This is a genomic window from Eggerthella lenta DSM 2243, from assembly GCF_000024265.1.
GTDB lineage: Bacteria > Actinomycetota > Coriobacteriia > Coriobacteriales > Eggerthellaceae > Eggerthella > Eggerthella lenta.
This window is the reverse complement of record NC_013204.1, coordinates 2,339,394-2,351,614: the sequence shown is the minus strand read 5'-3', so window position 1 is coordinate 2,351,614 and position 12,221 is coordinate 2,339,394. Positions and strand designations below refer to the sequence as shown.

At 66.7% G+C, this 12,221-nt stretch carries 10 protein-coding genes; 9 read left to right on the top strand and 1 reads right to left on the bottom strand.

Going from position 1 to position 12,221, the window contains the following annotated elements:
• Position 1 precedes the first annotated feature (1 nt).
• Complete coding sequence (locus ELEN_RS10040; RefSeq protein WP_009304131.1) at positions 2-1,006, bottom strand: P1 family peptidase; 1,005 nt, start codon at positions 1,004-1,006, stop codon at positions 2-4.
• 156 nt (positions 1,007-1,162) lie between these two features.
• On the opposite strand from ELEN_RS10040, the gene ELEN_RS10035 reads away from it, so the two are divergent.
• The 9 genes from ELEN_RS10035 (at position 1,163) to ftsX (ending at position 12,218) form a co-directional block, all read left to right on the top strand.
• Positions 1,163-3,766: an AfsR/SARP family transcriptional regulator gene (locus ELEN_RS10035; protein ID WP_015760885.1), complete on the top strand. Its 2,604-nt coding sequence runs from the start codon at positions 1,163-1,165 to the stop codon at positions 3,764-3,766.
• A 47-nt stretch (positions 3,767-3,813) separates the two neighbouring features.
• Positions 3,814-4,119 carry a BrnT family toxin gene (locus ELEN_RS10030; protein WP_009304133.1) on the top strand — a complete coding sequence of 102 codons (306 nt, stop codon included), beginning with the start codon at positions 3,814-3,816 and terminating at the stop codon, positions 4,117-4,119.
• The gene (gene brnA, locus ELEN_RS10025; protein WP_009304134.1) at positions 4,094-4,351 is read left to right on the top strand and encodes a type II toxin-antitoxin system BrnA family antitoxin; all 258 of its coding nucleotides are present in this window, start codon (positions 4,094-4,096) and stop codon (positions 4,349-4,351) included. Before ELEN_RS10030 ends, brnA begins: the two co-directional genes overlap by 26 nt.
• A gap of 195 nt (positions 4,352-4,546) precedes the next feature.
• Positions 4,547-7,351 carry a preprotein translocase subunit SecA gene (gene secA, locus ELEN_RS10020; RefSeq protein ID WP_015760884.1) on the top strand — a complete coding sequence of 935 codons (2,805 nt, stop codon included), beginning with the start codon at positions 4,547-4,549 and terminating at the stop codon, positions 7,349-7,351.
• 6 nt (positions 7,352-7,357) lie between these two features.
• Positions 7,358-8,452, top strand: a complete 1,095-nt coding sequence (gene prfB / locus ELEN_RS10015) for a peptide chain release factor 2 (RefSeq protein ID WP_009304136.1) — start codon at positions 7,358-7,360, stop codon at positions 8,450-8,452.
• A 172-nt stretch (positions 8,453-8,624) separates the two neighbouring features.
• On the top strand, positions 8,625-9,464 hold the full coding sequence (locus ELEN_RS10010) for a transketolase (protein ID WP_009304137.1): 840 nt from the start codon (positions 8,625-8,627) through the stop codon (positions 9,462-9,464).
• Entirely contained in the window at positions 9,457-10,422 is a 966-nt protein-coding gene (locus ELEN_RS10005; RefSeq protein WP_009304138.1) for a transketolase family protein, read from the top strand. The genes ELEN_RS10010 and ELEN_RS10005 overlap by 8 nt, the downstream gene beginning before the upstream one ends.
• 55 nt (positions 10,423-10,477) lie before the next feature.
• On the top strand, positions 10,478-11,320 hold the full coding sequence (ftsE, locus tag ELEN_RS10000; RefSeq protein ID WP_009304139.1) for a cell division ATP-binding protein FtsE: 843 nt from the start codon (positions 10,478-10,480) through the stop codon (positions 11,318-11,320).
• Positions 11,313-12,218 (top strand): permease-like cell division protein FtsX, encoded by a 906-nt coding sequence (ftsX, locus tag ELEN_RS09995; protein ID WP_009304140.1) that lies wholly within the window; start codon positions 11,313-11,315, stop codon positions 12,216-12,218. The genes ftsE and ftsX overlap by 8 nt, the downstream gene beginning before the upstream one ends.
• Positions 12,219-12,221: the final 3 nt, after the last annotated feature.

The window sequence follows — 12,221 nt, the reverse complement described above, 5'->3', positions numbered from 1 at the left end:
CCTAACAGGAGACGAGGTCGCGGGCGGCGGGCAACCCGTAGGCGCCCTCGGCCTGCTCGACCGCACGCACGACGGCTCCCTGCATGGCCTCGGTGGCAAGGATGGCGAACGTATCGTAGTCGGCTTCCACCTCGCCGGATGCGAACGTGAACACGGTGTCGCCGTCGCCGGAAGTGTGCACGGGCTTGATGGCGCGCGCGTAGGCGTCGTGGACGGTCGAAGAAGCCTTCGTCGCCTGCGCCTTCGTCAGACGCGCGTTCGTCAGCACGACGCCGATGGTGGTGTTGGCGCACGGACCTGCGGCGGGGTCGGCTTCCTGCTCCGCATGCGCGGCCGCCTGCTGCGCGAGGACGCCGAACGCCTCGAGGGGATCCATGACGCGCCCTTCTCCGTCGCGGCAGCCGGCGATCCAGGCACCGTCCGCGCTGCGCACGTTGCCGAGCGCGTTCACCGCCACGACGGCGCACGCCGTGAGCTCGCCCAGGCGCAATCCGCAGATTCCGAGCCCGGCTTTCATGGCGCGCTCGCCGCCGAGGAGCTTGCCCACCGATGCGCCGCATCCGGCGCCCACGTTGCCTTCGGCCAGCGGTTCCGCCGCCTCGCGCTCGAACGCCGCCCTCGCAGCAGCGCGCCCCATGGCGGCATCGGGATGGGCGTTCTGCCCGACCAGCAGATCGAACAGGCAGGCTCCCACGACGATGGGCACGCGGGCGCTCTCCACGGGAAAGCCGATGCCGCGTGCGGCCAGCTCGTCCATGACGCCGGTCGCGGCGGCCAGCCCGAAGGCGCTGCCGCCCGACAGGACCACGCCGTGCACGGCCTGGATCATGTTCTCGGGCTTGAGCAGATCGGTCTCTCGCGTGGCAGGACCGCCGCCGCGCACGTCGACGCCGCAGGTGGCCCCGTCAGGAGCTATGAAGACGGTGCAGCCGGTGCCCGCGCGGGCGTCCTCGGCGTGCGCGCAGAGGAATGCGGGCAAATCGGCGAGCGTTGCGGGTTGCAGCATGGCGTTCTCCCTAGCGACGGGGCGGATCGATTCGCTTATTGTACACCGCGGATCGCAGCGGAGTCGAACCGATGTCGGCTTGCGCGAAGCTGGTTTCGGTAGTAAGGTCGATTCCTCTCTCGCTACGCACTCCCCTCGAAGAAGGGAGTGGATCATATGCCGGAATTCCTCAAGAAGGCGTCGTGCCGAGGCCGTCGTCCGCTGCATCTCGTCCCGCGGCGCCAGATACCTCGCCCCAACCTCATCGCTAAGCTTTTGCGCGAGCGGCACGTCGCGCGGTTCATCGTCGCGCCCGACGGCTTCGGCAAGACGGGTCTTGCGATGGAATACGCCGATACGGTGTTCTCGTTCGAGCATGTGGTCTGGCTCGACGGCCGCAGCCCGTGCTTCTTGCGCGATCTCGATCGCGGCATCATAGCGCGCACGCTTTTGGAGGGCGACCCGCAGCCGTTCCTCGTCGTCATAGACGATGTGCCGCTGCTCGATCCTGAGCGCGCCGAGCTGTTATCCGACGAGCTCGATCTGCTGCTCGACCGCGATTGCGAGGTGATGGTGGCCTGCATGCCATCGCGCGACGCCTTCGCGCGTCATCGCGACCGCATCAAGCTCACGGCCGTCGACCTGCTGCTCACCGATGAGGAAGTGGACCTGCTCCGCACACCGGGGGAGCGCTCGAGCGATCCCGCATCGACGATTGCGCCCGCGTGCCGCGTCGCCACGTTCGTATGGGGGTCGGACGAGGAGCGCGCGGGGTTCTTGTCCGCCGTGCTTGGCGAGGAGCTTCCGGCCGACCTGCTGCTGCCGCTGTTCGTGATGGCGTCGCTGGGGAAGGGGACGTTCGAGGACGTGGCGGCGTTCGGCCCGTTCGGCCCCGATCAGGACGCGCTGCTCGCCGAGCAGTACCCCTATCTCGGCATCGACTCCCGCAGCGGCCGGTTCGAGGCCGCGCCGTTCGAGGTCGAAGCCCTCGCCGGCGCGTTTGCGCGCAAGCTGGGCGCGTTGGCCGATCGGTCGTTGTTCTCCGATGCGAGCACGCTCGTCGTGCGCTTGGGCGATGCGCTCGCGATGCGCGGCGAGCACGAACGGGCCTGCGATTTCGTACGTTTGCTGGCGTCGCGCGCCCCGCGAGCGTCCTGGCTCGCGAAACACGGGGCGGCGTTGCTCGAAGCCGCTTGCCTCGTGCCGGCCTGCGAGGTGCACCGCTCCTTATCGGGCGAGACGGCGGGGAAGGGCGCTCTGCTCAGCGCCCACGAGGCGGTTCGCCGCGCGCTTTTGGGGGATCGACAAGCGGCCTGCGTTGCCGCGCGCAAGGCGGTGCGCGACAGGAACGCGCCGTCCTCCGTGCGGATGACGGGCGCGTTGGTGCTCGCGCAATGCGCGGAAGCGGACGAGCGGCGGCGCGCCGACAAGCTCGTCGTGTCGCTGCTCGCGGCCGCGGGCATCGCGGATGCGGCCGAAGCGCCCCGTGAGGCCGTCTGCGCGAAGGCGCCGGAAGATCGGGGATGGCTCGCTGCGGGATGCGTGCATGCGCAGCTGCGGAAAGCGGGCTGCCCCGAGGCTGCTCGGGTATGGCTCGATTGGCACGACGACGGCGCGCGCGGGAGCTTCCTCAAGCAGTCGGCCGCCGAAGTGCTGCGTCAAGCTGCGGCGTCGGGAGCCGGCGAGGCCCGATCGATCGAGCTCGACCGTTTGGGCGCCTTCGTGCGCAAGGAGGTGTCCCAGGCGAGCCGCGGCACGCTCGGGCTCGGCGACGCTTTGGCCGGCATCGCCTACGAGCGGGCCTGCGAGCGCGGGGCGATCGCCGTTCCCGCGCTCGACGCGCAGGCGGCCCTCGCCGTCAGGCGCATAGAGATGCGCCTGTTCTCCCAGCGCAACGCGTGCGAGCGGCTGGAGCTGGAGCGATTGGAACGCGAGCGCGTATTCGTCGCCACCCATCCCGACGCATACCGTGAAGAGGGTCGCGCGACTCGCCTGCCGAAGCTGCCGTCCTCCGTGCCCGCGCTCACCGTCAACCTGTTCGGGGGCCTCGACGTGCTGATGGGGGATGAGCGGGTGGATCCGTCGCTGTTCAGCCGCCAGAAGGTCAAGACGCTGCTCGCCCTGCTCGTGCTGCACAACGGCCGCGAGTTCTCGCGCGACAAGCTGGTGGGTCTTCTGTGGCCCGACAGCGAGATCATGCACGGGCGCAAGAACTTCTACGGCATTTGGGCGATGCTGCGCCGCGCGCTGACGCTGCCGTCGGGCGAGTGCCCCTATCTCATTCGCCAGCAGCAGGGGTTGAGACTTGACGCGAGCCTGCTGACGAGCGATGTGGCGCAGCTCGAGGACGTGTGCCGCACGCTGCTGTTCGAGCGGCCCGGATACGGCGGCTGGGCGCAGGTGTACTCGCAGGTCAACGATCGCTTCTCGGACGATCTTCTGCCCAGCGAGAACGGCAACGACGCCCTCGCGTCGCTGCGCGTGGACTACCGCAACCGCCTCGTGGACGCGCTGGTGGCCGCCTCGACGCGCCTCGTCGCTGCAGGCGAGGCCCAGGAGGGACTCTGGTTCGCCCGTGCGGCGCTCCAGCGCGACCGCTCGCGCGAAGACGCCTACATCTGCCTCATGCAGGCCCAGCTGGCCGCGGGGCAGCGTACGGCCGCTCTCGAGACCTACTTTGCCTGCCGCCGCTTCCTCACCGACGAGCTGGGTATCGACCCCTCCCTCGAAACGATGCGCCTCTATCGCAGCATCATCGAAACCGAAACCGATTTCGAGTGACGGACGGGGAACGGAATAACGAGCATAGATTGCGAAAAAGGTATATTATGGATATAATTACTATATCTTTAGGTTCAATACTGACGTTCGAATGCGATCCGAAGAAGAGCGTGGCGAACCTTCAGAAGCACGGTATCGACTTCGATGAGGCGCAGCAGCTTTGGGAGGGCATCTACATCAAGGCTCCTGCGCGGAAAAGAGGAGAGCGACGATATGCGGTGGTCGGCGTCCTGCGCGGAGTCCATTGGACGGCGATCGCGACCGATAGGGGCGACCGCATTCGAATCATCTCGGTAAGGCGAGCGACGGAACAAGAGAGGATTCGCTATGAGCAACGAAAAGATAACCTCTGAGAATCTCGAAGAGCTGTTCGACGAAGGCTGCGACGTGACCGGGTTCTTCGATTTCGATTCCGCGGTGGTGGTCGAGGGGAGAACCGAGACGAAGCGCGTCAACGTCGACATGCCCATCTGGATGGTGGAGGCGCTCGACAAGGAAGCGAAGCGCGTGGGCATCGGGCGGCAGGCCGTGATCAAGATGTGGCTCGCCGAACGTCTCGACGAGGAGGCGCGCCGCAGCGCTTGAGCCGGCGGGCTGCGGCATGCGCGGCGGATCGGCGGCGCTTGCGTTCCCGATCCGCCGCTGCGCCTCGCGCCGCGCCTTGCGTGCCCTGTGAATTTCCTTTGAGGTCAGGCGCGATATGCTAGAGTAGCAAGTGCTGTATTCAAGTGAACAGGCGCGCATCGCCGCGCTGCAAGCCACGAAAAGGATGGCGCATACATGGCAGGATTTCTTTCCAAGCTCCTGACGCTTGGCGAGGGCAAGCAGCTCAAGCACTACGAAGCCACCGCGGCCAAGATCAACGGCCTCGAATCCGAGATGCAGGCGCGCTCTGACCAGGAGCTTCGCGCGCTCACCGCCGCGTTCCGCGAACGCGCCCAGAACGGAGAGGATCTCAAGAGCCTTCTGCCCGAAGCGTTCGCCGCCGTGCGCGAGGCCTCGGTGCGCACGCTGGGGCTGCGTCACTTCGACGTGCAGCTCATCGGCGGCATGGCTTTGAACGACGGCCAGATCGCCGAGATGAAGACCGGCGAGGGCAAGACGCTCGTCTCCACGCTGGCCGGCTACCTGAACGCCCTGCCCGGCAACAACGTGCACGTGGTCACCGTCAACGACTACCTGGCCCGTCGCGACAGCGAGTGGATGGGGCAGGTGTACCGCTTCCTCGGCATGGAGGTGGGCCTCATCCAGAACGGCATGCGCCCCGACAAGAAGATACCCGCCTACAAGGCGGATGTCACTTACGGCACGAACAGCGAGTTCGGCTTCGACTACCTGCGCGACAACATGGTGACGCGCGCAGAGGCCCGCGTGCAGCGCGGCCACCACTTCGCCATCGTCGACGAGGTGGACTCCATCCTCATCGACGAAGCCCGCACGCCGCTCATCATCTCGGGAGCGGGCACGCAGGCGGCCGAGACGTACAATAAGTTCGCGCGCGTCATGGTCGGCCTCGTGCCCGAGGCCGACTTCGACATGGACGAGGCGAAGAAGACCATCAACGCCACCGAGAGCGGCCTGGAGAAGATCGAGGCCATGCTCGGCATCGACGACATCTACGCCGACCCGTCCGGCCAGCTGCCGAACCACTTGCAGCAGGCGCTCAAGGCCCAGTTCCTGTTCCACCGCGACGTGGACTACGTCGTGGTGAACGGCGAGGTGAAGATCGTCGACGAGTTCACCGGCCGCATCATGGAAGGCCGCCGCTACTCCGAGGGCCTGCACCAGGCGCTCGAGGCGAAAGAGCGCGTGCTCGTGCGCGAGGAGAACCAGACGCTGGCCACCATCACGCTGCAGAACTACTTCCGCCTGTACGAGAAGCTCTCCGGCATGACCGGCACGGCCATGACCGAGGACGCCGAGTTCCGCGAGATCTACAAGCTGCCGGTCGTGGCCATCCCGCCGAACCGCCCAGTCGCCCGAAAGGACGAGGACGACCTCATCTACCGCACGGTGGAGGCGAAGTTCAACGCCGTGGCCGACGACGTGGCCGAGCGCAACAAGGCGGGCCAGCCCTGCCTCATCGGCACCGTGTCCATCGAGAGCTCCGAGAAGTTGTCGCGCCTGCTGGACAAGCGCGGCATCAAGCACGAGACCTTGAACGCGAAGAACCACGAGCGCGAGGCACACATCATCGCGCAGGCGGGCCGCGTGGGCGCCGTGACCATCGCCACGAACATGGCCGGCCGAGGCACCGACATCCTGTTGGGCGGCAACCCCGACGTGCTGGCCGACGACGTGCTGCGCGAGCGCGGGCTCGATCCGGACGCCGAACCTTTGACCGAGGACGGCGAGCCGAACCCGGCCCTTCCCACCGACGAGCAGCGCGCGGACGCGCTGGCCGAGGCGAAGCGCGTGTGCGCCGAGGAGCACGACCAGGTCATCGCGGCCGGCGGCCTCACCGTCATCGGCACCGAGCGCCACGAGTCGCGCCGTATCGACAATCAGCTGCGCGGCCGTGCCGGCCGTCAGGGCGACCCCGGCGTGACGCAGTTCTACCTGTCGCTCGAAGACGACCTCATGCGCCTGTTCGGCGGCAACCGCATGGACTCCATCGCCCGCATGATGGAGAAGACCGACATGCCCGAGGACATGCCCATCCAGGCCGGCATGGTGTCGAAGGCCATCGAAGGCGCCCAGCGCCAGGTGGAGAGCATGCACTTCGCCGCCCGTAAGAACGTCCTCGAGTACGACGACGTCATGAACCTGCAGCGCGTGGCCATCTACAGTGAGCGCAACGCCATCCTCGACGGCAAAGACATGGACGAGCGCATCCCCGAGATCATCGGCGACGCGGTGGAAGCCGTCGTCGCGGAGAACTGCCCGGCCAAGGTGCCCAGCGACGACTGGGATGCCAAGGCCGTGGAGCTGTGGGCCGCCAACATGACGGGTCGCGACGACTTCAGCGTGGCCGAGGTCGACCACGACGACGACCCCGCCGTGCTGTCCGAAGCGTTGGAAGCGTACTTGGAGGACGTGTTCGCGAGCAAGTCCGAGCAGCTGGGCGAGCCGGTGATGAAGATGCTGGAGGGCCAGGTCATGCTGCGCATGATCGACACGCGCTGGATGGCGCACCTCCAGGAGATGGATTATCTCAAGGCCGGTATCGGCCTGCGCGCGTTCGGCCAGCGCGACCCGCTGGTGGAGTACAAGAACGAGGCGTACAACGCGTTCCAGAACCTGACTGCGGGCATGTACGAGGATTATCTGCGCACGCTGTTGCGGCTCCAGGTGGCTGTGAAGCAGGAGCAGCCGGCGTTGGCGGAGGACAAGAGCCCGCTCGACGGAAAGGTGAGCTACTCGTCTCCCGAGCAGGCTCTCGAGCAGACGGGCGTGGGCGCCGCGCGCAAGCAGGCGGCCGCGTCGCCGAGCGGCGCCCCGGCGGCTCCGCCCAAGCCCGCGGCGGCGAAGCCCCAGACGTACACGAAGGACAAGGACGATCCCTTCGCCAACGTCGGGCGCAACGAGCCGTGCCCCTGCGGCTCGGGCCTCAAGTACAAGAAGTGTCACGGACGAGATCAATAAGGAATCATGGCTGATAGAGACGAAAAAGACTTGGAGAAGGTAGCCCAGCGCGTCGAGGCGGCGCACGGCTACCTGCACATCGACGAGCGCGCGGCGGAGCTGGCGAAGCTCGACGAGGAGATCGCGCAGCCCGGCTTCTGGGACGACGCCTCGCATGCCCAGAGCGTGTCGAAGCAGGCCAGCGTGCTGCGCGACACCATCGCAGAGTACGACGAGGCCGCAGCGTTGTTGGACGATGCGCGCGCCGCGTTCGACTTGGCATCGGAGGACGAGCTGTTCGCCGAGGAGGCCTCCGCGGCTCTCGACAAGCTCGACGAGCTGCTGGACGCGCTCGAGATCAGCTCGTGGTTCTCGGAGCGCTTCGACGGCGGCGACGCCATCCTGACGGTGAACCCCGGCTCCGGCGGCCTCGAGGCCCAGGACTGGACCGACATGCTCTACCGCATGTACGTGCGCTACGCCGAGAAGAAGGACTGGAAGGTCACCGTGCTCGACGTGGTCCCGGGCGAGGGCATCGGGCTGGACAAGGCCACCATCCAGATCGAAGGACGCAACGCCTTCGGCATGCTGAAAAGCGAGAGCGGCGTGCACCGCCTCGTGCGCATCAGCCCCACCGACGACAAGAAGCGCCGTCACACCACGTTCGCGGGCGTGGAGGTGCTGCCGGTGCTGCCCGACGACATCGAGGTGGATCTCAACCCCGCCGACGTGCGCGTGGACGTGTACCGCTCCAGCGGCCCCGGCGGCCAGTGCGTCAACACCACCGACTCGGCCGTGCGCCTTACGCACATCCCCACGAACATCGTGGTGACGTGCCAGAACGAGAAGTCCCAGCTGCAGAACAAGGAAGCGGCGTTCCGCGTGCTCAAGGCGAAGCTCTACGAGCGCGAGGAGCAGAAGCGCCAAGAGGAGCTGGCCGAGCTGCGCGGCGACCGCATGGACAACACCTTCGGCAGCCAGATCCGCAACTACGTGCTGTACCCCTACCAGATGGTGAAGGACGTGCGCAGCGGCATCGAGACCGGCAACGTCGACGCCGTGCTGGATGGGGAGTTGGATGAGTTCGTAATAGGCTACCACCGTTGGCGAGTATCTCAATGACGGTTGCTGGATGACGGCCGGCTGTGGCGGCGCATCTTGCCTTTCAGAACCCGCGCGGCTTCGCACACGGCCCATCAGGCCGCTTAGCTCAGCCGCGCGGAACCTTCAAGGCAACCTGCACCACCACAGCCAACCTGTTGTTTACATTGTTGAGTTCTAGAAAGGAACAGGCATGACCGAACTTGAACGACGGGCGAACGAGATGCGCTCCGACATCGTGCGCATGATCGCGGAGGCGGGCAGCGGGCATCCCGGCGGGTCGCTGTCGTGCGCCGACATCCTTGCGGCGCTGTACTTCGGCGGAGTGCTCGATCATGATCCCGAGCGACCCGATTGGGAAGAGCGCGACCGCTTCATCCTGGCGAAGGGCCATGCGGCTCCGGCTTTGTACGCCGTGCTCGCCCAGGCGGGCTACTTCCCCCGCGAGGAGCTGCTCACGCTGCGCAAGCTGGGCACGCGACTGCAGGGCCATCCCGACTCGAACCTCGTGCCGGGCGTCGAGGTGTCCACGGGCTCGCTCGGCCAGGGCCTGTCCGTCGCGGCGGGCGCCGCGGCCGGTCTCAAGCTGGACGGCAAGCCGCAGAGCGTGTTCGCCTTGCTCGGCGACGGCGAATGCCAGGAAGGGCAGGTATGGGAGGCTGCCATGTTCGCGGCGCATCGCAACCTCGACAACCTGGTGGCCGTCGTGGACCGCAACTGCCTGCAGATCGACGGCGACACGGCCGATGTGTGCGATCCGGGCGATCTCGCAGCGAAGTTCCAGGCCTTCGGCTGGGATGCGCGCGAAGTGGACGGCCACGACATGGCCGCGCTCGTGGAGGCGCTCGCTGCGGCGAAGGCCGATCGCGCGGGCAAGCCCCATGCGCTGATCGCGCGCACGGTGAAGGGCAAGGGCGTGTCGTTCATGGAGAACCAGGCGGGTTGGCACGGCAAGGCGCCGAACGCCGAGCAGATGGAGACCGCGCTGGCCGAGCTGGCGGCGCCGAGCGGAGAGGAGTCCAGCCGTGGTTAAGCTGGCGAACGAAGAGCAGTCCCAGGTCAAACGTGCCACGCGCGCCGCATACGGCGCCACGTTGGCCGAGCTGGCGAACGAGGGTTTGCCTGTGGTGGCCGTGGACGCCGATCTGACGGGCTCCACCACCACGAAGAAGCTGGCCGACGCGGGCTTCGCCGACCGTCTGTTCAACTGCGGCATCGCCGAGCAGAACATGGTGGATGTGGCCGCCGGCCTCGCGGCCACCGGCCATATCGCCTACACCGGCTCGTTCGCCGTGTTCGGAACGGGTCGCGCCTACGACCAGATCCGCAACACCGTGTGCTACAGCAACCTCGACGTGAAGATCGCCCCCACGCACGCCGGCATCTCCGTCGGCCCCGACGGCGGCAGCCATCAGATGCTCGAGGACGTTTCGCTCATGCGCGGGCTTCCGAACATGCGCGTGCTCGTGCCGGCGGACTACGCCGCGGCTCGCGCGGCCATCCGACTGGCTGCTGAAACGCCAGGCCCTGTGTACGTGCGCATGGGCCGCGCATCGGTGCCGGCCGTCTATGCCGACGGGGTGGAGCTGGAGCTCGGGCGCGCCTACGTGCTGCGCGAAGGCTCGGACGCCACCATCGTCGCCTGCGGCGTCGAGGTGGAGCAGGCGCTGAAGGCTGCCCAGATGCTGGCCGCCGAGGGCGTCGAGGTCGAGGTCATCGACGCGTTCAGCGTGAAGCCCCTCGACGAGGACACCGTTCTCGCGTCGGTGGGGAAGACGGGGCGCGCCGTGGTCGCCGAGGAGCACAGCGTGTACGGCGGCCTCGGGTCGGCCGTGGCCGAGACGCTCGCGCGCTCGAATCCGGCTCCGGTCGAGTTCGTGGGCATGCGCGACCAGTTCGGCAAATCGGGCGAATTCGAGGAGCTGCTCGACTACTTCGACCTGGGTTCCAGGGCGATTGTCGAAGCTGTGAAGAAGGTCATGGCCCGATAGTGCTTCTGCTAGAATCAACCCGTCTCAGTACCCTACTATTCGAACGGAGCACTCTGTGACGAACGACATAAGCCAAGGGGTTCCCGCGCGTCCCGCACGACGCGGCGGCGCCCACGCGGCGCCCGCGCGGCAGACCACGTCGCAGCTTTCTGCGTCGCTGCCGGTGCTGGAAGTCGATGACATTCCCCAGCAAACAGGCACGCCGGTCATCACGTTCGACCATGTGACGAAGGTGTACCCGGCTCAGCCGAACAAGCCGGCGCTTAACGATATATCCCTGCAGATCTACGCGGGCGAGTTCATCTTCCTCGTGGGCCATTCCGGCTCCGGCAAGTCCACGTTCATCCGCATGCTCATCCGAGAGGTGAAGCCCTCGCAGGGCCACATCTACGTCGCGGACGAGGACCTGACCACCATGCGCAACTGGCGCGTGCCCTACCTGCGCCGCAACATCGGCTGCGTGTTCCAGGACTTCAAGCTGCTGCCGAACAAGACCGTGTTCGAGAACGTCGCGTTCGCGCTCGAGGTAATCGGCAAGAGCCGCCACGTCATCAAGACGCAGGTACCCGAGGTGCTGCGCCTCGTCGGTCTGCAGGACAAGCTCAACAAGCGCCCCGACCAGCTGTCCGGCGGCGAACAGCAGCGCGTGTCCATCGCGCGCGCCATCGTGAACCGCCCGCCGCTTCTGGTGTGTGACGAGCCTACCGGCAACCTCGACCCGCAGACGTCGCGCGGCATCATGGATCTGCTCGAGCGCATCAACCGCACGGGCACCACGGTGCTCGTGGCGACGCACGACCGCGAGATGGTGGACAACATGCGCCGACGCGTCATCGCGCTCGACCGCGGACACCTCACCCGCGACCAGGATCGGGGGGTGTACGGTTTCGATGTCTAGTTTCTTCTACTTTATCAAGGAGTCCCTCAAGGGCTTCACGCGCAACCTGTCGACGGCGCTGGGATCCATCGTGACCATCTTCCTGTCGCTGCTGATCATCGGCGTGTTCCTCGTCGGCGGCTTCGTCGTCGAGAAGCTCGTCTCGTCGGTGGAGAGCGAGGTGTCCATCACGGCCTACGTGTCCGACGATGCCTCCGATGCCGATATCCAGTCGGTCGAGAACTTCATCGAGGGGCTCGACGGCGTGGCATCGGTGGGCTTCACGAACAAGGAGCAGGCGCTCGAGAAGTTCCGCTCCTCCACGACGTCCGACATCATCGACACGCTGGACGGGCAGAACCCGCTGCCGCGCTCGATCGACGTCGAGCTGTCCGACCCGCAGCTGGTCGAGCAGGTGGCCGATGCGATCCGCGGCAACTCCACCTACCAGCAGATCATCGGGTACGACACGCCCGAGCAGTCGCTCAAGTACGGCCAGCAGACGGTCGACCGCCTGTTCACGCTCACGAACTACGTGCGCTACATCGGCATCGCGCTGGTGGCTCTGCTCATCTTCATCGCCATGGTGTTCATCAACAACACCATCCGCCTGGCCATTCTGGCGCGCCGCAAGGAAATCGCCATCATGCGCCTCGTGGGCGCGTCGAACGGCTTCATCCGCGGGCCCTTCCTCATGGAAGGCGCGCTGCACGCCATCATCGGCTCGCTTTTGGCGGTGGGCTGCCTTGAGCTTCTGCGCACGCTCGCGCTGCCGAAGCTGCAGAGCGCGCTCATGTTCCTCAACTTCGACCTGAGCCTGAACACCTTCCTGTTCATCTACGCCGTGCTGGTGGGCGCGGGCCTGCTCATCGGCCTGCTGGGTTCGGCGTTCGCCATGCGCCGCTACCTCAAGGTGTAACCG